Source organism: Vibrio sp. Vb1729 (genome assembly GCF_033338655.1).
GTDB classification, from domain to species: Bacteria; Pseudomonadota; Gammaproteobacteria; order Enterobacterales; family Vibrionaceae; genus Vibrio; species Vibrio alginolyticus.
Genome location: NZ_JAWOTB010000033.1, coordinates 217,202 through 236,794, shown reverse-complemented (window position 1 = coordinate 236,794; position 19,593 = coordinate 217,202). Strand labels below are relative to the sequence as shown.

The window sequence follows — 19,593 nt, the reverse complement described above, 5'->3', positions numbered from 1 at the left end:
TTTTATAATAGAGCTGTGTGAGGTAACCGTTTTCTACGGTGTGTAGTATGTTGCTGCGCCAGGGCCTACTGGTAAACCAAATACGAATACCCATAGGTAGAACAGCACACTCCAACCTACAATGAAGCAGATTGAGTAAGGTAGCATGGTCGCGATCAGCGTACCGATACCTAAGTTCTTCATGTAACGAGTCGCTACGGCAAGAATCAAACCAAAGTAGCTCATCATTGGAGTAATGATGTTTGTCGTCGAGTCACCAATTCGGTAAGCAGCCTGAATCGTTTCCGGTGCATAACCAACAAGCATCAACATAGGAACAAAAATCGGAGCCGTTACTGCCCACTGTGCCGATGCCGAACCAATCATTAGGTTAATAAAGCCACACATCAGGATGAAGGCAAAGAACAACATTGGGCCAGTTAAGCCAATTTCTTGCAGGAAGCTAGCGCCAGCAACCGCGAATACCTGACCGAAGTTAGTCCATTTAAAGAAAGCAACGAACTGAGCCGCAAAGAAAACTAATACAATGTACATGCCCATAGAAGACATAGATTTCGCCATTGCATCAATTACATCGCGATCCGTCTTCATCGTGCCCACAACTTTACCAAACACAAAGCCTGGAATAGCAAAGAACACAAAGATGAATGCCACGATACTTTTCAGGAATGGTGAACCTGCAATTGTACCTGCATCAGAACGTAGGATGCCGTCTTCTGGAACAACCGTCCAAGCAAGCAGCGCTGAAACAACCAGTACAGCAACACCTGCTAGTTTTAGGCCTTTCTTCTCAATGTCTGTTAAGCCACCCATTTTGTCGTTCGACAAATCTTCTGAGGCTTCTTCTTCACTGTATTTGCCAAGCTTTGGCTCAACAATTTTTTCAGTAACAAACGCACCTGTGATTGCAATGAAGAATGTCGACACAAACATGAAGTACCAGTTAACTTCTGGACCAACAGTGTAAGTTGGGTCGATCATTTGCGCCGCCGTTTCAGTAATGCCTGACAACAGCGGGTCAACCGTACCAATAAGTAGGTTTGCTGAGTAACCACCAGATACACCAGCGAACGCCGCAGCAAGACCGGCAAGTGGGTGACGACCTAAAGAATGGAACAGCATTGCAGCCAGTGGAATAAGTACCACATAGCCAAGCTCTGATGCCGTATTTGAAATGATACCCGCGAAAACGACCGTAACTGTTACCATGCGTTGAGATGCACCCATGACTAAGCCACGCATTGCTGCAGATAGCAAGCCTGAGTATTCAGCAATAGCAACACCCAACATCGCAACCAATACCGTACCCAAAGGTGCAAAGCCGACAAAGTTTTTCACTAGATTGGTAACGATTAGTTCAAGGCCATCAGCGTTAAGCAAGCTAACGACATGAATCATGCCATCCGCGGCACGACCTTTTGCACCCTCAGGACGAGGGTCAACTACGGAAACTTCGAAGTATCCTGCAATACCCGACATCACCAGAATGGCTAAACAGAAAATGGCAAATAGTGTGATCGGGTGGGGTAATAAGTTCCCCAAATATTCGACAGTATCCAAAAAGCGCGTAAACAGCGGCTTCTTAGGCGAGTTTTGTTTAATTGAATCAGATGAACTCATCTGTTCCCTCCTTGTTTTTATTCCTATGCAAATGTGACAAAAATGTCAAAAAGCGTGCGAAGGGTACTTGAGTAGAAGGTCAAATAAAAGCCCTAAATGTTACAAACTGTGACGAACAGAGGCATTTATAACCAACATTGAATAAAAATGTAGATATTTCATCCATGTAAAATAATTAACTCAACATTATCAATTAAACAAAACCATAAGTTAGATATATGCAGGTTGATTACTTTTGCACAGCTTTGAATCTCGGGTTCGTTTTACAAATGACATAAAGACGCCCTCTCCGTTTTACAATCTGACAATCCGGATGACGACTTTTTGCACTTTTTAATGATTTTACTACCTTCATGATTTATTCCTTTTCGCTCTTAAATTGACCAAAACGACGGTTGAAGTTCGCAATGCGACCTTCGGTTTGTACAACGCGCTGTTTACCGGTGTAGTACGGGTGAGAAGCTGACGACACATCTAACGTAAAGTAAGGGTAAGTTTTGCCATCTTTCCATTCGATGGTTCTCTCCGTTTTCAACGTAGAACCAACGACAAAGTACTTATCTACACTGGTGTCGTGGAACACCACAGGACGATATTCAGGGTGGATTCCTGGTTTCATAATACTTTTCCTTTCAATTAAATTGTTATGTTATAACATTTTAATTAATAATCATTATCAACAAGAAAAGCAAGAGAAATTTGTGATACTTTTCATCTCAATGAATTCTTAAAGATGTCCATCATGTATTCCATCGAACCCATCGGCGTCATTGAGACACCGTACAAAGAAAAGTTTGCAGTTCCGCGCCAACCACGCTTAGTACCAGAGGCTAAAGCACGCGTAAAACTGTTAGGTGCAGCAAATAGCCCTGAAGCAGTGCGTGGGCTAGAACAGTTCTCTCACGTTTGGTTGTTGTTTCTATTTGATCAGAACCTGGAAGCTGGTTGGAAACCAACTGTACGTCCGCCACGATTAGGCGGCAATGAACGAATTGGTGTCTTTGCCTCGCGCTCGACTTTCCGTCCAAACGGAATCGGAATGTCAGCCGTTGAAGTGAAAGGAGTCACTAAGCAAGGCGATCAAATCTATCTTGATTTAGGCAGTGTAGATCTCGTGGATGGGACACCGATTGTGGATATTAAGCCTTATATCCCCTATTCGGATTCTATTTCGGAAGCACAAGGCGGATACGCAGACCAAGAGCCAGAAAAGTCACAAGTCACCTTTTCTGCTCAAGCATTAGCAACGATAGAAAATCGATCCGATACTGACTATGTAAGATCAGTCATTGAACAAGTTCTGGCACAAGATCCTCGCCCTGCATATAAGAAAAACAAGCCGGACGACAAAGAATATGCGGTAAATTTGTTCGACTTGAACGTAAAGTTCACAGCAACAAGCAACTTAATAACGGTTACCGCTATTGAAAGCTTTTGACAAACGCAATTGGCTGATATTATAGACGGCTAACAAATTTCCCTTTAGGGAACTCCCATACTCCTGCTTATTCAAGCTTGAGTATCTAACTTAAATAAACGGATAAATTTAATGCGTACCAGTAATTATCTTCTTTCTACTCTGAAGGAGACTCCAAACGACGCAGAAGTAGTGAGCCACCAGCTCATGTTACGTGCAGGTATGATCCGTAAGCTGGCTTCAGGTTTATACACCTGGCTACCTACTGGTCTACGTGTACTGCGTAAAGTCGAAAACATCGTTCGTCAAGAAATCGACAATGCAGGCGCAGTCGAAACTTTGATGCCCGTTGTTCAGCCGTTTGAACTATGGGAAGAGACAGGCCGCAGCGAAAAGATGGGCCCTGAGCTACTTCGCTTTACTGACCGTCATGTTCGTCCGTTTGTACTTAGCCCAACCGCTGAAGAAGTGATCACTAGCCTTGTTCGCAATGAAGTGAGCTCTTACAAACAGCTTCCGCTAAACCTGTACCAAATCCAAACTAAATTTCGTGACGAACGTCGTCCACGCTTCGGTGTAATGCGTTCACGTGAATTCTCAATGATGGATGCGTACAGCTTTGACATTGATAAAGACGGCCTACAAAAGTCATACGACGCAATGCACGATGCTTACTGTAAAGCATTCGATCGCATGGGTCTGGATTACCGTCCTGTACTTGCAGATAGCGGTGCTATCGGTGGTAGCGGCTCTCAAGAGTTCCACGTACTGGCTGAAAGCGGCGAAGATATCATCGCATTTTCTAGCGAGTCAGATTACGCGGCAAACATTGAAAAAGCAGAAGCACTAGCTCCAGCCTCTGAGGCTGCGGCACCAACACAAGAAATGACGTTGGTTGATACGCCAAACGCGAAAACAATCGCTGAATTGGTTGAGCAGTTCGAACTACCAATTGAAAAAACAGTGAAAACACTGTTTGTGAAAGCATCTGACGAAGTTGATGCGCCAATCATCGCGCTTATTATTCGTGGTGATCATGAACTGAACGAAGTGAAAGCAGAAAACCTTCCTCAGGTTGCAGCTCCACTGGAAATGGCATCTGAAGAAGAAATTCGTGAGCTTATCGGTGCAGGCCCTGGTTCACTAGGCCCTGTTGGCCTTAAACTGCCGTTCATTGTTGACCGCAGCGTTGCGGTAATGAACGACTTCGGTGCGGGCGCGAACATCGATGGCAAACACTACTTCGGTATTAACTGGGGTCGTGATGTAGAGCTTGGTCAAGTTGAAGACCTACGTAACGTTGTGGAAGGTGACCCAAGCCCATGTGGCAAGGGCATTATCCAGCTTAAGCGTGGTATCGAAGTTGGCCATATCTTCCAACTAGGTAACGCTTACTCCGCAGCGATGAACTGTGGTGTACTGGGTCCTGATGGTAAGAACGTCATCCTAGAAATGGGTTGTTACGGTATCGGTATCACTCGCGTAGTAGCAGCTGCTATTGAACAAAACCACGACAAATACGGCATCATCTGGCCAGATGCAATCGCACCATTCCAGGTAGCGATCGTTCCAATGAACATGCACAAGTCAGAAGAAGTGAAAGAAGCCGCTGAGAAATTGTACGCTGAGCTAACGGCAATGGGCATCGAAGTGCTATTTGACGACCGTAAAGAACGCCCAGGCGTAATGTTCTCTGACATGGAGCTTATTGGTGTACCGCATACCATTATTATCGGTGACCGCTCAATGAAAGAAGGCAACTTCGAATACAAGAACCGTGCTACTGGTGAGAAAACAGCAGTCGCAATGACTGACATTGTTGAGCACGTAAAAGCTCAACTAAAGTAAGCACTCGACGAGTTCTCATTTGAAGTAATTTCAAATAGTTAAAAAGGGTTGGCTTCGGTCAGCCCTTTTTTATTACAGCTCAACATCCTCCCTCCACCTTTTTCGAACTATTCACTTTGTTAATCTTTGGTTCAGCTTCTTGCTATTAAACTGATTTCATCATCTAAAGGAGGTCAGTTATGGATTTAAAAAGTCTTCTAAACCAAGCACTCAAATCAGACTTACTTAAGCAAGGTGCAGATGCATTGGGCAAACAAACCAACAACATCAAATCCTCATCAAATTCAAGTAGCCTAAAAACGCTAGGAGCAGGTGCTGTAGGCGGAGGCCTCATCGGTATGCTGATGGGCTCAAAGAAAAGTAAAAAAATGACTAAAAAAGTAGCGTCAAGCGCATTAAAAGTCGGTGGAGCAGCTGCGCTTGGAGCCTTGGCCTACAAAGTGTATAACGACTGGCAAGCCAAGCAATCCGGTCAAGGTGTTCAAGAAACCTTTGACCCCGATGACAGTAAACACAGTGTCTTAATTTTAAAAGCAATGATTGGAGCTGCAAAAGCTGATGGTCACGTTGATGAAGAGGAAATGGCGCGCATTGAACAAGCTCTCGCGGATATGGGCGCAGATGAGCACGTTCGTCACCTCGTTCAGCAAGAGTTAAACAAACCGCTTGATCCTGCTGAAATTGCTAATCAGGCGACCTCTCCTCAACAAGCGTCAGAAATTTACCTAGCGTCTTTGATCGTCGCTGATGAACAAAACTTTATGGAAAAAGCGTATCTGCAAGAACTAGCAAAACAACTTCAACTTTCACCAGAAGTCACTCAGCAGTTAGAAGCACAAATGCAGTGATTAAATCTCGCTCAAGCAAACCTTTAACTTGAGCCAAAACAACTCTGTACTTTGAGTTTCAAATCCGCTGTGTGTATATTGAGATAAGTTATCATTTAGTGGAAAGAAAACATGCAAGTATACGGCTGTTGTGAACTGGTTCGTGAGCTTTATGCTCAGATTGGTAGTGGCGATCAAGCTTATATTCCCCAAGCAATTTCATGTGCAGTTAAAGCACTGAACGATGTTGCAGCGGATGAATCGCTACCAAAAGAAGTGCGTGAAAAAGCGGCATTTGCTGCGGCAAACCTACTGATTTCAGATTTTGAGGATAAGTAATGAATCTAGCGAACTTTGAATCCATGGATCCTGTCATGCTGATGAGCATTGTGAATATGAAGCTACGCGACGACTTCGGTGGTGACTTAGATAAACTGGTGGCTTTCTTCGATATCGAACGCACAGCACTGGAGACAAAACTGGCTTCTGCTGGTTTTGACTTTCTTCCAGAAGCAGGACAATTCCGTTAATCAACACCATTCTTGGCGGATAACCGAAACGAGAATAACCAATATCAAAAAGGGCTTGATGAGTTACCATCAAGCCCTTTTCTTTTATTCGATAGGCGTCTCGGTTAGCCAAATGAAGCCCAGATGACTGTCGCCACAAGAATTGGACATACAAACTTCACATACGCAGGCCATAACTTACCAAACCAACCTTGCGTAAACTCCGGGCAACCTTGCTCAAGTTCTTTGATTTTTGAGTTGCGATTCCATACCCAACCACCAAATAAGCAGAATAAGAGCGCAGCGGTTGGTTGTAGATATTGAGTAGCAACCGTCGCGACCATACCAAACAGAGCGCCAAAGTTATAAACAATCACCACACTGAACAAGGCAATGAGACCACCTAAAACCCAGCTCGTTGCGCTGCGCTTAGTATTGAAGCGCTCACTCACTAAAGCCACTGGACACTCTAACATTGAAATGGAGGACGTTAGCGCCGCAATCGTCAGTAATAAGAAGAACACAATAGAGAACAATTGACCAAGCAAACCTAAACTATCAAACATTAGTGGCAATACCGTAAACACTAACGTATCTGAGCTTAATAGAGAGCCATCTTCTGCATAGATTTGAACGCCCTTTTGCATTGCCACAAACATCGCTGGCATCACCACTAATCCTGCAATGAAAGCAACGGCAGTATCTACCATGGTCACGTTCATCGCCATCTTTGGTAGGTTTTCTTTCTTACTCAAGTAAGATCCGTAAATCAACATTGAGCAGCCACCGATCGTAAGCGAGAAGAAGCCCTGTCCCATTGCAGCAAGAATCAACTTGCGGTCCCATACCTTTTCAAAATCCGGCACTAGGTAATGTTTCAGACCTTCCATCGCACCGTTTTGCGTCATGATGTAAGCAAATAGCAGAGCAAACAGAACAAACAATGCTGGCATCAAACGTGTGGACCACTTCTCAATACCTTGTTTTACGCCACCTTGTACGATGAGAATCGTCAGTACATAAAAAGTAATGGTTCCGAACAAGTTACGTTCAACACTAAAGCCCTTTAGCCATTGAGTTGCAGCTTCTAACCCCATTAGATCTGTGATTGCACCCAGTAAAAAGCAGATCAACCAACCACCAACAATTGAATAAAACGCTAAGACAGCGCTTGGTACGCTTAAACCAATCCAACCCACAATGCCGCCGAGCTTTTTACCGGCAGGGTTATCTGTGATTGCACGCATACTGTCTACAGGGTTGGCTTGACCATGGCGACCAATCGCCATTTCAACCACCAGCATCGGAAATGCGACGATAAGAATCATCACCAAATAAACTAACAGGAAAGCACCGCCACCATTACTGGCTGCTTGAGTTGGGAAGCCCCAAATATTGCCAAGGCCAACTGCGGCACCTGCGGCAGCTAAGATGAACCCGAGACGAGAGCCAAAATGCTCGCGAGGCTGAGAAGAGGTTTGCTGTGTCATACTACTCACACAAAAATATCATTGAACTAGCTAACTAGTACACTATAGCAATATTCACTATTCAACAAGAGCACCTCGGTTAAATCCTCGACAGTTGAAACAATTTGTAGTCATTCAGCTTGTAAATTTTAACGTACATCTCATATTCATCGCTCAAAAGCCTCGCGACTGTTGTTCGTTTTACGTGGCTGAATTTTACCAATCCTTCTGCCGTGAAGTGAGCCGAAAAATAATGAGCTCTGGTGTAAGGGACGAACTGTTCCTCGTGATACTGTGTCGAAAAGCAGAATATTGTGCTTCGCTTTTTCCCCCTAATGTCTATTTATCAGCTAGTTATTACTCTGTTCTCATTTATACCCATGATTCAAGGAGAGGAAAATGAAGGTCACCCTACTTCACGGAGCGATGGTTGTAGCACTCAGCGCCAGCTACCAAGCTCAAGCCTATAACTGTCAAAGTCTACCCGACTGGGACAGCACTGCGACTTATACATCGGGCGCTTTAGTAAAAACGCAAGGAGCCGCTTATGAGGCTGCATATTGGACGCAAGGCAATGACCCCGTGACCAACTCAGGATCTTGGGAAGCATGGAAAGCGTTAGGGCAATGCGATGGTGGAAGCAACAACTTATCACCAACGGTGTCGTTCTCCTCTCCAATAAACAACGCACAAATTCCCGAAGGCAGTGCGATCACTTTGTTAGCCAACGCAGCTGACGAAGATGGCCAAATCACACAAATTGAGTTTGTTGCAGGCAACCAAACCGTTGCTGTGGTAACTCAAGCACCATTCGAAGCTTCTTGGACAGCTATTGAAGGGATCTCGCAATTGACCGCAATTGCGACAGATAATGAGGGAGCTGTTAGCACCACGACGATTTCTATCCAAGTTCAACCACAAGTCGAATTACCGCCACCAAGCATTTCATTGACAAGCCCAGTAGGCACAGAAGTGCTTAATGTAGGCGATAACCTAACCGTAGCCGCTCAAGCTGACGATATTGATGGAGTGGTCACACAAGTTGAGTTCTTCGTAAACAATCAATTTGTCGCCATTGATACTAGCGCACCTTACGAATATCAATGGACCGCTAGTCCAGGTACATACTCGTTCAAAGCACAAGCGACTGATGATACAAACCTCGCAACGATGAGCCAAGAAGTTGCGCTGGTTATTAGTAATTCAGAAACCGGAACGGGCGGATGTGCAGATGCAGTACCTTATGTGGCAGGCACAAGTTATCAAACTGGCGACCTGGTTTCTCACTTCAACCAAAAATATCGTTGTGATGTTGCTGGTTGGTGCTCCTCGGATGCGACATGGGCTTACGAGCCTGGTGAAGGGCTATACTGGCAAGATGCTTGGAGTGGCCTAGGTGCTTGTTCGACACCACCGCAAGTTACCATTACGGCACCAACGGATGGACAAGTCGTGCTCGCTGGCAGCAATAACGAAATCACGGCAAACGCAAGCGATGCTGATGGCACAGTCACGCAAGTTGAGTTTTTTGCGAACAACACCAGCTTAGGGGTCACCACTCAAGCGCCATATTCCGTTACTTGGAACGCCACACTTATTGGCGCTAACCAGCTTAAAGCCGTCGCAACCGATAATGATAACAACACGTCAGAGTCCCTGGTTGGTGTGGAAGTCAGCGATAAAGATTTGGTCGTCTCTCTGACTTCACCAAGCAGCGGTCAGACCACCGGATTAGGCAAAAGCCTCGCATTAAGCGCCGATGCAACGTCTTTAACTTCAGGCATTAAACACGTTGATTTCATGATCAACGGCTCTATTGTTGCAACCGATACCACGGCACCTTACACAGCCAACTGGACACCAACTGCACTTGGTAACTTTACAGTTAGCGCCCAAGCTGTGGATTTGTCAGGAAGCAATGCATTGTCTGACGCCGCAGCAATAACGGTGGTTGAGCAAGTAGATAAACGCCATAAACTCATCGGTTACTGGCACAATTTTGTAAATGGAGCGGGCTGTCCAATTCGTCTAGCAGATATGGCAGATGCTTGGGATGTGATTGATATTGCCTTTGCTGAAAATGATCGCAACAGTGATGGCACCGTGCACTTTAATCTATATTCAGGCGATATTTACAGCGATTGTCCAGCACTCGATCCAACACAATTCAAGCAGGACATGGCAGCGCTTCAAGCTAAAGGTAAGAAGTTTGTTCTCTCTCTTGGCGGCGCAGAAGGCACGATTACGCTGAATACCGACCAAGATGAAGCCAACTTTGTCTCTAGCCTAACAAGTCTTATCGCTGAGTGGGGCTTTGATGGTCTAGATGTGGATTTAGAGAGTGGTTCTAACTTAGTTCATGGCTCGCAAATTCAAGCTCGCCTTGGTCGTGCTTTGCTTCAAATAGAGCAAAACATGGGTGGCGATATGTACCTAACCATGGCGCCTGAGCACCCTTATGTTCAAGGTGGTTATGTGGCTTACAGCGGTATTTGGGGGGCGTACATCCCTGTGATTAACGAGACACGCAGCACGCTCGACTTGCTTCACGTCCAGTTATATAACAACGGTGGTTTGCCAAACCCATACTTGCCAAGCAGTGCACCAGAAGGCTCTGTGGATATGATGGTAGCGCAATCTAAAATGCTTATCGAAGGCTTTGAATTGGCCGACGGCACTCAGTTTGCACCACTACGTGATGATCAAGTCGCAATCGGCTTACCTTCAGGTCCTAGCTCGGCAAATTCAGGGCAGGCTCCGACACAGAATATTATCAGCGCACTAGATTGTTTAACCAAAGGCACTTCATGTGGCACCGTTAAGCCAGCGTTCAATTACCCGAATTATGCAGGAGTAATGACATGGTCTATCAACTGGGATCAGCATGATGGTTTTAACTTCTCAAAACCTGTCGGCGATAAGCTCACCAAGATGAACGCGCAATAAGCAACCAAAGAACAAGCGAGTAAAACGCAAAGAGAGCACAATAGTGCTCTCTTTCTTTATCTCATCGAGTTTTTACTTTTTAATGAGTAATTAAATCGTAAATACTCGGTAATCTTTTAGCTCAGGGATTTTCTTCAACAAATCGTCTTCTTGCCCTGCCATGTCATCCAACGAGTCACACAAGTCTTCTGCTTGTTGCTCTACCTCTTTCGAATGCTCAGCTAAACGCTCTTCTACTTTCGCGCTGAGTTCAGCCATACTCTCCGATAATGCAGTGAGGTTTATTCCCCCCTCTTCCTTCATTTTTTTCGATAAAGCATCCAACGAACTCGCTAAAAACTCTTTATTGAAGATCTCTTGTGCTTTTGCAAAGTCTTCAGTCCACCCTTGTGTCATGGACTCAAAACTTTCCGCTGGTAGAATGAAATCTCCATCTTTGTAGTAACGTGATTCAACATCAGCGAAAAAGTCCTGTACTGCGACTTTGACGTTATCAAACGCGCCAGGTGCGTCTAGGCTTTCTGCGACATCATCGATGATGTCATTTGCAAGCGCTAAACCATCACTCGCCAACTGCTTTGCTTGTGGAATATACGCGTTCATTTTTTCGCGATAGTCTTCAATTGCCGCTTTTTGGTCGGCATTGAGTTCAATTAACTCACCTTTGATGAATAGATTGTTATCTTCATCCACGACAGCTTTATCACCTGTCGTTTGGCGAATTTCCAAGCTTTGCCCATCCATACGGACTTCATTATTGATGTCCACACGACACTGCGCTGCATAACCAGTAGCACTGACCATCAGCAATGAGAGTGTAAAAAGCTTTTTCATGTCATTCTCTTTTATTTAACATTACTCGTGTTAAACATAACACTGAGTGATACATGAGATGTCAGCAAACCGTCACGACTTCGTAACAAGTTGTTTTATCTCCTATTTTCACGTCAACCTCATCACCTTCTTCTTTTCCGAACAACGCTCGACCCAGAGGAGATTTAGCTGTTAAGACAAAGACTTCCTGAGCCTGATATTGAACAGTCAAACCACCAGAGCAAGGGCCTACAAAGAAGTGCTTTTCAAGCAAATTCTCATCTGCGAGAACAACGTAAGCGCCAACACCAACAGGCGCATTCTTAAAGTCGCGAGTCACTAAAGAACGATATTGACGCAATTCCTCTTCACTATCTTGGATTCGCATGGCTTGTCCATGAGCAAGATACGCGGCTTCAAGTGCCAATGTATCGTACTTGTGCTCGGGAACAGTTTCTTCATCTGTCGCGGCATCGATCGCTCGCTGAGCCGATGCATGGGCAACTTGAAGTTTTTCTTCCAGATGTTGGATGATAATTTGGACTAAGTCAGCTTTGTTCATACTTTTAGGACGCGCGTTTAGTATTCGGGGTGTGTTAATGTAGCCAAGTTTACCATCAAAGAAAGGTTTCCCTATTATGCAAAGTGACTCGCTGCATCAAACACTTCAATCTGTATTTGGTTTTGACTCATTACGCCAAGGTCAGCAACCCGTTATTGAAGCCGTTATGAATGGTTACTCTGCTGCGGCAATCTTTCCTACAGGCTCGGGGAAGTCACTCTGTTATCAACTACCTGCAACCATATTACCCAACCTTACGTTGGTGATCTCTCCGTTGTTGGCGTTAATGAAGGATCAACTGAGCTTTTTACAAAGTAAAGGAATCGCGGCCGCTTCTATCGATAGCAGTCAAAGTAGAGAAGAAGCACAACAGGTCATGGCTGGCGTGAAGAATGGACAAATCAAAATCTTGATGATTTCTGTTGAGCGACTAAAAAATGAGCGTTTTCGTGAATTCATTCGCCAAGTACCGATTTCTTTGATGGTCATTGATGAAGCGCACTGTATTTCCGAATGGGGGCATAACTTTCGTCCAGATTATCTCAAACTACCGCAATATCAACGTGAACTGAACATCCCACAGTCTTTACTTCTCACCGCAACGGCAACGCCTGCAGTTATTGAAGACATACAAAAAAAGTTCGATATTGCCAGTGAACATATTACCGTTACAGGCTTCTACCGCTCTAATCTGGATATCTCGGTGATCCCGTGTGAGGAAACAAAGAAACAAGAACAGCTCAGTGAGATCATCGCCTCTTCACCTAAGCTTCCGACCATCGTATACGTGACGCAGCAGCAAACAGCAGAACGAGTAGCAAAGTCATTAATCCATATTGGCATTAACGCTCACGCATACCACGCTGGCATGAAAAGCGACGTTCGTGAACAAATCCAACAGCAGTTCATGGATGGCCAAATTGACTGTATTGTTGCAACTATTGCATTTGGTATGGGGGTCGATAAATCTGATATTCGACGCGTCATTCACTTCGACTTACCCAAATCAATCGAGAACTACGCACAAGAGATTGGACGTGCAGGCAGGGACGGGAAACGCTCTGAGTGCATTCTGCTAGGCAATACGTCCGGCTTAACGGTGTTGGAGAATTTTGTCTATGGTGACACACCAGAATTTACGTCAATTAACTATGTAGTCGAGCAAGCGAAAGAACATGCTCCACAATGGGAGGTAGTGCCACTGCGTTTGTCGCGTGAAAGTAATATCCGCCAATTGCCACTCAAAACCTTGTTGGTTTATTTGGAGCTACATAACGTCATTGAAGCAAAGTACAGTTACTTTGCGGAATATCGGTTTAAGTTTTTGCACGATCAGCAATTTATTGTGAATCAATTTCAAGGCGAGCGACGTCAATTTGTGGAGGCTATTTTCTCCTGCTCGCAAAAAGCCAAAGTGTGGTGCCAAGTTGATCTAGAAGCGCTATGGATGAACTATCAATCGGAACGCAGCCGAGTTGTCGCAGCGCTCGACTATTTTCACCAGAACGGCTGGATAGAACTAGAGAGCAAACAACTGACGGACGTGTACTCAGTTATGCCAACCAAACAGAGCTCGGATGTTTTAATCCAACAACTGTATGAACTGTTCCAATCCAAAGAAAGCAAAGATATCGAAAGAATCCACACCATGCTGCACTTGTTCCAGTCCGAGCACTGTTTGAGCTCACAATTGGCGAACTACTTTGCGGATCACGATGCACCAAAGCAATGTGGTCACTGCTCCGTGTGTCGTGGTCACGTCGCCACATTCACAGCACCAGAACCTGAAGATATTGAACAATCTCAAGTATCGATATGGGCGCAGGAGTTTATTCAGCTTTCCCCATCGGCCATCAGTAATGATGCCGTTGCTCGCTTCTTGTGCGGAATCAGCACTCCTTTGATTAGCCAGCTAAAAGCCTCAAAGCTAGCAGGTTATGGTGCAATGGCAAACGTAAGTTTTGAGCAGGTATTAACGCAGGTAGAAACGGTAAGGGCCTAAAAAAAGCTCAATTGACGCGCTTGGTCTTCGGGCTTGAGCATCACGTTCAAGCCTAAAAGGCGAATTTCCCGTCCATTTTGGCGTTTAAGAATATCTCTTAGCAAGATCTTGAAGTCCTCAAGCTCTAATTGCGGATGGATGTGCTCAATTGTTGTCAGTTGAAAATCGGCAAATTTGACTTTAATACCTTGTTTAATAATCGACTTATCTGGGCTTGCACGCTCTAAACGTTTCTCGAGTTCAGGATAAAGTTTCTCCTCAATCACTTGCCAACATTCACCATAGGTTGCGATGTTCTGGCTGAATGTCCTTTCCACACCGACGGACTTTCTCTCGCGCTCAACAACGACTTCTCGATTATCAATTCCATGGCTTCGCTGCCATAAGGAGGCACCCTGACGACCAAACTGCCTCAACAACTCTCGATAGTCACTGTTTTTAATGTCCTCACATCGATAAAAACCGGCTTGGTGGAGCTTCTCAAGACTCACCTTCCCCACGCCAGGAATATTCTCTAACGGAAGACTATCGATAACCTCTTGGACTTTCTCTGGCGGAATCACAAACTGACCGTTGGGCTTATTCATGTCTGACGCGACCTTGGCAAGAAACTTAATCGGAGCAATGCCCGCCGATGCCGTCAATCCAAGTTCACTCCAGATATCACGGCGAATTGACTCTGCGATCAACGTTGCGGAGCCACGGCAAGCTGTCGAGTCCGTGACATCGAGGTATGCTTCATCCAATGAGAGAGGTTCAATGATAGGCGTATAACGCTCAAAAATAGCACGAATCTGCTGAGAGACTTGCTTATATACATGCATTCTACCGGGCACAACCAACAAATGAGGACAGAGTTGCAGCGCGCGCGCCGTTGACATTGCACTGCGAACACCATATTTACGCGCATCATAATTACAGGTGCTAATCACTCCACGCTGCTTTTCATGTCCGCCAACAGCGAGTGCAATGCCACGGTAACTGGGGTTATCTCTCATCTCTACGGCAGCATAAAAACAATCCATATCGACATGAATAATTTTTCTAATTCGATCTGACATAGCCATCAAAGCACTGTTCAAAAAAACAGTATAAATCAAATCTACCTGAAGAGAAATGGGCGTGTTTAAACGAACGTCAATCTCGAAGCATTACGTCCAATTGATCGACCAATTCGGCCCAATCTGCATCTTCTTCGATGGCTTGTTTTAGAAAGTTCGCCTGTGACATCGTCCAAAAGCTAGCTTCATGTAAAGGCGCAGAATCTCTTTTGTGTCGATGTTGATTAATAAAATCTTTCATTTCTTGAGGAGAGCTACCGAGGCCCAGTTGTTGAAATAGCTCAGCCATACCATGTTGATGCATTTCCATACTACTTTCTCCCTACGTTAGCTAAACATAATTATATAACTAAGACAGGAATAATGATGTGATGTTAACGGATGCGTGTCAAACATTTGAGTAGTTGTTCTACTTTTGGTTGACATGTGTTTTTTGATGGCGATAAGTTTAATTTTAGTTATCATTGATTTTAAACAATTAATTTTGGGGACTGCGCTTGAGTAATAAGATTCTGGTTGTTGAAGATAGTCGTGCATTTAAAAACTTTCTTTGCCAAACAATAAGCCAAGCTGGTTATGAGGTCATCGCAGCGGAAAGCTACGCGGAGGCAAAGAACTTGTTATCTTCAGCACAGGACCTCTTCTGTGCGGTTTTAGACTATTGTTTACCGGATGCTCAAGATGGCGAGATTATTGATCTCGTTTTGGAACATGGTCATCGTGTCATTGTTTTAACGGCTCGATTTCAAGAAGACACTCGCGAAAAGATGCTTGCAAAAGGTGTCCTCGACTATATTTTGAAAGACAACATGGCGTCCGTTTCCTATCTATTACCACTCCTCAAGCGACTAACCAACAATCAACAACACAAATGCTTAGTCGTTGATGATTCTCACACCGTAAGAAGACACATCGCCCAACTTTTGGAACATCAATATATTCAAACGTTGGAAGCTGACAATGGGCAAAAAGCCCTAGAGCTTGTCGAGCAAAATCCAGATATCACTCTCGTTTTAACCGACCATGACATGCCCGTTAAAGATGGCATTACTATGGTGCGTGAATTACGTCGGAAGTGGGATAAAAATCAATTAGCCATTCTCGGCTTGTCGGGTAGTAACTCTAAGACCATGACGGCTAGGTTTCTAAAAGCAGGGGCCAATGACTTTTTATACAAGCCATTTAATCAAGAAGAATTTTTTTGCCGTATTCACCAACTGTTAGATATCAAAGACGCAACATCTGAACTGTTTAAAATGGCAAATCAAGATGCGCTAACGGGCTTATGGAACCGCCGCTTTCTGTTTGAGCAGCCCCATGTAGAAAACGCTCAAAGAAACATCGCGATGCTTGATATCGATTTCTTTAAGCAAGTAAATGATACACACGGACATGAGGGTGGCGATGCCGTGCTAGTCATGATAGCGAATATTCTAAAAATCTATTTTCCAAATGATATTGTCGCTAGGCTTGGTGGCGAGGAGTTTTGTATTCAAGCCAGTGGCGACTATGACGGCTTTCTAACACGCTTAGAACAAATGAGACAGCGCATAGAAAAAACGCCAATAACTTATTTGGACAAAAACATTCTTGTGACCGCGAGTATTGGTGTAAGCAACATCGAGGGGGAGCTGGAACAACAAATAAAAGTGGCGGATGAGCGACTTTACATGGCCAAAGAGAACGGACGTAACCAAATCATTTCTTCGTCCTAATGACTATCGGTGTGGTCTTGCTCTGTAACATGAGAGAAATAAACAACAAAACACGGTATTGGGCTCTTTCTCGGACATCTGAGCTTTGGTTAGCTGCCTAAAAATAAAGCTCAGCAGAACGCTGAGCTTTATCACTTTCTTAGTACGATTAACCAATACTAAGCAATTCTATCTTTTTCCCACGCCGCCAATTTCTCAGCACGCGCAGCCTCGCGCGCTTCACGTTTTTTACGCGCATCGCAGGGTTCTGGACAATTACACACTTTTTCGATGCCAACTGCCCCTAAGCCACCACAGCTACCTTTCACGACTTTCTTTTGGAAAATGTATCCGACAGCCATTGCAGTGATTACCGCGACAAACACAGCAAAGGTAATTAGAAATGTATTCATAAAAACATGCTCACTTCTGTTGTTATTTCTTCATGAATGGCTTGTATGCTTCCGAAGCCAACTCTTTAAAACCATCTTCCGTTTTCACAATCATGAAAACAGGAATATTATTTTCGTTCGCAATTGCCATGCCTTTGTCTTCACCTAGCACCATAAGACCAGTTGCAAGACCATCAGCAGTCATCGACGATTTATCTAATACCGTTACAGACACCACTTTATGATGAATTGGTTTGCCTGTTCGTGGATTAATAATATGAGAGTATCTCACACCATTACTCTCAAAGTAATTACGATAGTCACCACTTGTTGCAATTGCCATGTCGCCTGGTTCAATAATTTCTTGAATTGAACGTTCATCAACGGTCGGTTTTTCAATTGCGATACGCCAAGGCACACCTTCACGATTGACACCTTTGAGACGCATTTCACCGCCAACTTCGACCATAAAGTTCTGTAGCCCTTCAGATTGAAGGTAGTCAGCAACCACGTCAACCCCCCAACCTTTCGCAATCGTCGATAGGTCGACGTACAAGTTAGGAAGATCTTTGGACAGTGTATTACCATCAACAGATAGGTGGTGAATACCGGTATTTGCTTTGCGAGCAGCGAGTTCTTCATCGGTTGGAACTACATCTGGACGAGCTTCTGGACCAAACCCCCACAGGTTAACTAGAGGGCCGACCGTCACATCCAATGCACCTAAAGTAAGACCGTTAAGGCGAATTGCTTCTTTCACTACCGTTGCAGTTTGTGTCGAAACTGTAAATGGCTCGCTCGTTTGATGCTGATTAAAACGACTTAACTCTGAGTCGTCACGATAGGTCGACATTTGGTCATTAACCTCTTCCAATAAGCGATCAATTTCTGTCTGCATCGCTTTTGGCGTTGGAATACCATCTTGCTCGATATACTTGATGTTGTAAGAAGTCCCCATGGTAGGGCCACTTAAATGAATTTGATCGGCAGGCTGCTCACAGCCAGCCAAAATCAATAGAGAAGCAAATGCAACAAGCCACTTTTTCACTTGTTAACTCCCAATGTTGTTGAATTGATATGGGAAATAGGATCAATCCTTTCAATCCGATTACCTATATCAACTGTTGAGTATCAGTTTTATGTCTATAAAAAATAATGGCTAGCTCTCTTGGAGAGCTAGCCATAGATTCAATCACTTGGAGGAATTAACCACCGAAGTCATCTAGTAGGATGTTTTCATCCTCTACACCTAGATCTTTTAGCATGCCGATTACAGCAGCGTTCATCATAGGTGGACCACACATGTAGTATTCACAGTCTTCTGGCGCTTCGTGATCACGTAGGTAGTTCTCGTAAAGAACGTTGTGAATAAAGCCAGTGTAACCATCCCAGTTATCTTCTGGAAGTGGATCAGACAGTGCACAGTGCCATACGAAGTTGTCATTCTCAGCTTGTAGCATATCGAAGTCTTCTACGTAGAACATTTCACGCTTAGAACGTGCGCCGTACCAGAAAGACATCTTACGCTTAGAGTGCAGACGCTTAAGTTGGTCGAAGATGTGTGAGCGCATTGGAGCCATACCAGCACCACCACCAACGAATACCATTTCTGCATCTGTATCTTTCGCAAAGAACTCACCAAATGGACCAGAAATAGTACACTTGTCGCCTTCTTTTAGAGACCAGATGTACGAAGACATGATGCCTGGTGGTACGTCTGGGTTGTTCGGCGGCGGAGTTGCGATACGAACGTTAAGCATGATGATACCGTGCTCTTCTGGGTAGTTAGCCATAGAGTATGCACGAATGGTCTCTTCATTAACTTTAGACTCGTAACGGAAAAGGTTGAACTTCTCCCAGTCTTCACGGTATTCCTCAGGAATATCGTAGTCTGCGTATTTCACGTGGTGAGCAGGAGCTTCAATCTGGATGTAACCACCAGCACGGAAAGGTACTGATTCGCCATCTGGAATTTGTAGCTTAAGCTCTTTGATGAATGTCGCTTTGTTATCGTTAGAGATAACAGTACATTCCCACTTCTTAACGCCGAAGATTTCTTCAGGAAGCTCGATATCCATGTCAGTTTTCATTGCAACCTGACACGCTAGACGCTCACCTTCACGCGCTTCACCTTTAGTAATATGGTCAAGCTCGGTTGGTAGGATGTCGCCACCACCTGATTTAACTTTTACGCGACACTGACCACATGAGCCACCGCCACCACAAGCAGAAGATACGAATACGCCAGCACCTGCTAGAGCACTCAGTAGCTTACCACCTGGTTGTGTAACGATCGCCAGAGAAGGGTCATCGTTCACAGAAATTGTAATGTCACCTGTTGGTACAAGCTTAGACTTAGCGAAAAGAATCACTAGTACTAGTGCTAGTACGATCAGAGTAAACATCACTACACCAAGAATAATGTCCATTGAC

General features: G+C 44.5%; 19 protein-coding genes. 8 read left to right on the top strand and 11 right to left on the bottom strand.

Translation table 11 applies throughout. From position 1 onward, the window contains the following. Positions 1-33: 33 nt before the first annotated feature. The 3 genes from R7E29_RS15720 to R7E29_RS15710 form a co-directional block, all read right to left on the bottom strand. Entirely contained in the window at positions 34-1,620 is a 1,587-nt protein-coding gene (locus R7E29_RS15720; protein WP_005380301.1) for an AbgT family transporter, read from the bottom strand. A 229-nt stretch (positions 1,621-1,849) separates the two neighbouring features. Next, positions 1,850-1,975 carry a type B 50S ribosomal protein L36 gene (gene ykgO / locus R7E29_RS15715; protein WP_005380299.1) on the bottom strand — a complete coding sequence of 42 codons (126 nt, stop codon included), beginning with the start codon at positions 1,973-1,975 and terminating at the stop codon, positions 1,850-1,852. Between the two features lie 3 nt (positions 1,976-1,978). Then, the gene (locus R7E29_RS15710) at positions 1,979-2,239 is read right to left on the bottom strand and encodes a type B 50S ribosomal protein L31 (RefSeq protein WP_005380295.1); all 261 of its coding nucleotides are present in this window, start codon (positions 2,237-2,239) and stop codon (positions 1,979-1,981) included. A gap of 123 nt (positions 2,240-2,362) precedes the next feature. Here R7E29_RS15710 and tsaA point away from each other — a divergent pair, with 123 nt between their 5' ends. From tsaA to R7E29_RS15685, 5 genes are all read left to right on the top strand, one after another. Then, a complete protein-coding gene (tsaA, locus tag R7E29_RS15705) occupies positions 2,363-3,058 on the top strand; it encodes a tRNA (N6-threonylcarbamoyladenosine(37)-N6)-methyltransferase TrmO (RefSeq protein ID WP_005380294.1) in 696 nt (231 codons plus the stop codon). A 111-nt stretch (positions 3,059-3,169) separates the two neighbouring features. After that, positions 3,170-4,885 (top strand): proline--tRNA ligase, encoded by a 1,716-nt coding sequence (locus R7E29_RS15700; RefSeq protein WP_213906529.1) that lies wholly within the window; start codon positions 3,170-3,172, stop codon positions 4,883-4,885. Positions 4,886-5,064: 179 nt separating this feature from the next. Beyond that, positions 5,065-5,733, top strand: a complete 669-nt coding sequence (locus R7E29_RS15695; protein WP_213906528.1) for a tellurite resistance TerB family protein — start codon at positions 5,065-5,067, stop codon at positions 5,731-5,733. A 111-nt stretch (positions 5,734-5,844) separates the two neighbouring features. Further along, a complete protein-coding gene (locus R7E29_RS15690) occupies positions 5,845-6,051 on the top strand; it encodes a YaeP family protein (protein WP_005391765.1) in 207 nt (68 codons plus the stop codon). Further along, the gene (locus R7E29_RS15685) at positions 6,051-6,242 is read left to right on the top strand and encodes a DUF4250 domain-containing protein (protein WP_005380289.1); all 192 of its coding nucleotides are present in this window, start codon (positions 6,051-6,053) and stop codon (positions 6,240-6,242) included. The genes R7E29_RS15690 and R7E29_RS15685 overlap by 1 nt, the downstream gene beginning before the upstream one ends. A gap of 104 nt (positions 6,243-6,346) precedes the next feature. Here the strand turns inward: R7E29_RS15685 and R7E29_RS15680 are convergent, their stop codons facing one another. Continuing rightward, complete coding sequence (locus R7E29_RS15680; protein ID WP_005391763.1) at positions 6,347-7,711, bottom strand: sodium-dependent transporter; 1,365 nt, start codon at positions 7,709-7,711, stop codon at positions 6,347-6,349. A 378-nt stretch (positions 7,712-8,089) separates the two neighbouring features. Between R7E29_RS15680 and R7E29_RS15675 the strand changes: the two genes are divergently transcribed. After that, a complete protein-coding gene (locus tag R7E29_RS15675; protein WP_213906527.1) occupies positions 8,090-10,636 on the top strand; it encodes an Ig-like domain-containing protein in 2,547 nt (848 codons plus the stop codon). Positions 10,637-10,726: 90 nt separating this feature from the next. Here the strand turns inward: R7E29_RS15675 and R7E29_RS15670 are convergent, their stop codons facing one another. Both R7E29_RS15670 and R7E29_RS15665 read right to left on the bottom strand, forming a co-directional pair. Continuing rightward, the gene (locus tag R7E29_RS15670; RefSeq protein WP_005385316.1) at positions 10,727-11,470 is read right to left on the bottom strand and encodes a YggN family protein; all 744 of its coding nucleotides are present in this window, start codon (positions 11,468-11,470) and stop codon (positions 10,727-10,729) included. A gap of 61 nt (positions 11,471-11,531) precedes the next feature. After that, positions 11,532-12,011 carry a GreA/GreB family elongation factor gene (locus tag R7E29_RS15665; RefSeq protein WP_053349827.1) on the bottom strand — a complete coding sequence of 160 codons (480 nt, stop codon included), beginning with the start codon at positions 12,009-12,011 and terminating at the stop codon, positions 11,532-11,534. A 76-nt stretch (positions 12,012-12,087) separates the two neighbouring features. On the opposite strand from R7E29_RS15665, the gene R7E29_RS15660 reads away from it, so the two are divergent. Further along, positions 12,088-14,013, top strand: a complete 1,926-nt coding sequence (locus tag R7E29_RS15660; RefSeq protein ID WP_258630200.1) for an ATP-dependent DNA helicase RecQ — start codon at positions 12,088-12,090, stop codon at positions 14,011-14,013. Here the strand turns inward: R7E29_RS15660 and dinB are convergent. Continuing rightward, complete coding sequence (gene dinB / locus R7E29_RS15655) at positions 14,010-15,074, bottom strand: DNA polymerase IV (protein WP_025998728.1); 1,065 nt, start codon at positions 15,072-15,074, stop codon at positions 14,010-14,012. The genes R7E29_RS15660 and dinB overlap by 4 nt on opposite strands. 76 nt (positions 15,075-15,150) lie before the next feature. Next, the gene (locus tag R7E29_RS15650; protein ID WP_005380277.1) at positions 15,151-15,384 is read right to left on the bottom strand and encodes a DUF2789 domain-containing protein; all 234 of its coding nucleotides are present in this window, start codon (positions 15,382-15,384) and stop codon (positions 15,151-15,153) included. 187 nt (positions 15,385-15,571) lie between these two features. On the opposite strand from R7E29_RS15650, the gene R7E29_RS15645 reads away from it, so the two are divergent. Beyond that, positions 15,572-16,789, top strand: coding sequence for a response regulator (locus tag R7E29_RS15645; protein ID WP_258630197.1), 1,218 nt, complete (start codon positions 15,572-15,574; stop codon positions 16,787-16,789). A 158-nt stretch (positions 16,790-16,947) separates the two neighbouring features. On the opposite strand, the gene nqrM is transcribed toward R7E29_RS15645, so the two are convergent. From nqrM to nqrF, 3 genes are all read right to left on the bottom strand, one after another. After that, complete coding sequence (gene nqrM / locus R7E29_RS15640; protein ID WP_005380273.1) at positions 16,948-17,181, bottom strand: (Na+)-NQR maturation NqrM; 234 nt, start codon at positions 17,179-17,181, stop codon at positions 16,948-16,950. A 22-nt stretch (positions 17,182-17,203) separates the two neighbouring features. After that, complete coding sequence (locus R7E29_RS15635; protein ID WP_258630196.1) at positions 17,204-18,208, bottom strand: FAD:protein FMN transferase; 1,005 nt, start codon at positions 18,206-18,208, stop codon at positions 17,204-17,206. 157 nt (positions 18,209-18,365) lie between these two features. After that, the gene (gene nqrF, locus R7E29_RS15630; protein WP_005380271.1) at positions 18,366-19,589 is read right to left on the bottom strand and encodes an NADH:ubiquinone reductase (Na(+)-transporting) subunit F; all 1,224 of its coding nucleotides are present in this window, start codon (positions 19,587-19,589) and stop codon (positions 18,366-18,368) included. Positions 19,590-19,593 lie beyond the last annotated feature (4 nt).

Excerpts from the sequence above, each read along its gene's own strand:
- R7E29_RS15720 (WP_005380301.1), bottom strand. The coding sequence starts at position 1,620 with ATGAGTTCATCTGATTCAATTAAACAAAACTCGCCTAAGAAGCCGCTG.
- ykgO (WP_005380299.1), bottom strand. The coding sequence starts at position 1,975 with ATGAAGGTAGTAAAATCATTAAAAAGTGCAAAAAGTCGTCATCCGGAT.
- R7E29_RS15710 (WP_005380295.1), bottom strand. The coding sequence starts at position 2,239 with ATGAAACCAGGAATCCACCCTGAATATCGTCCTGTGGTGTTCCACGAC.
- tsaA (WP_005380294.1), top strand. The coding sequence starts at position 2,363 with ATGTATTCCATCGAACCCATCGGCGTCATTGAGACACCGTACAAAGAA.
- R7E29_RS15700 (WP_213906529.1), top strand. The coding sequence starts at position 3,170 with ATGCGTACCAGTAATTATCTTCTTTCTACTCTGAAGGAGACTCCAAAC.
- R7E29_RS15695 (WP_213906528.1), top strand. The coding sequence starts at position 5,065 with ATGGATTTAAAAAGTCTTCTAAACCAAGCACTCAAATCAGACTTACTT.
- R7E29_RS15690 (WP_005391765.1), top strand. The coding sequence starts at position 5,845 with ATGCAAGTATACGGCTGTTGTGAACTGGTTCGTGAGCTTTATGCTCAG.
- R7E29_RS15685 (WP_005380289.1), top strand. The coding sequence starts at position 6,051 with ATGAATCTAGCGAACTTTGAATCCATGGATCCTGTCATGCTGATGAGC.
- R7E29_RS15680 (WP_005391763.1), bottom strand. The coding sequence starts at position 7,711 with ATGACACAGCAAACCTCTTCTCAGCCTCGCGAGCATTTTGGCTCTCGT.
- R7E29_RS15675 (WP_213906527.1), top strand. The coding sequence starts at position 8,090 with ATGAAGGTCACCCTACTTCACGGAGCGATGGTTGTAGCACTCAGCGCC.
- R7E29_RS15670 (WP_005385316.1), bottom strand. The coding sequence starts at position 11,470 with ATGAAAAAGCTTTTTACACTCTCATTGCTGATGGTCAGTGCTACTGGT.
- R7E29_RS15665 (WP_053349827.1), bottom strand. The coding sequence starts at position 12,011 with ATGAACAAAGCTGACTTAGTCCAAATTATCATCCAACATCTGGAAGAA.
- R7E29_RS15660 (WP_258630200.1), top strand. The coding sequence starts at position 12,088 with ATGCAAAGTGACTCGCTGCATCAAACACTTCAATCTGTATTTGGTTTT.
- dinB (WP_025998728.1), bottom strand. The coding sequence starts at position 15,074 with ATGTCAGATCGAATTAGAAAAATTATTCATGTCGATATGGATTGTTTT.
- R7E29_RS15650 (WP_005380277.1), bottom strand. The coding sequence starts at position 15,384 with ATGGAAATGCATCAACATGGTATGGCTGAGCTATTTCAACAACTGGGC.
- nqrM (WP_005380273.1), bottom strand. The coding sequence starts at position 17,181 with ATGAATACATTTCTAATTACCTTTGCTGTGTTTGTCGCGGTAATCACT.
- nqrF (WP_005380271.1), bottom strand. The coding sequence starts at position 19,589 with ATGGACATTATTCTTGGTGTAGTGATGTTTACTCTGATCGTACTAGCA.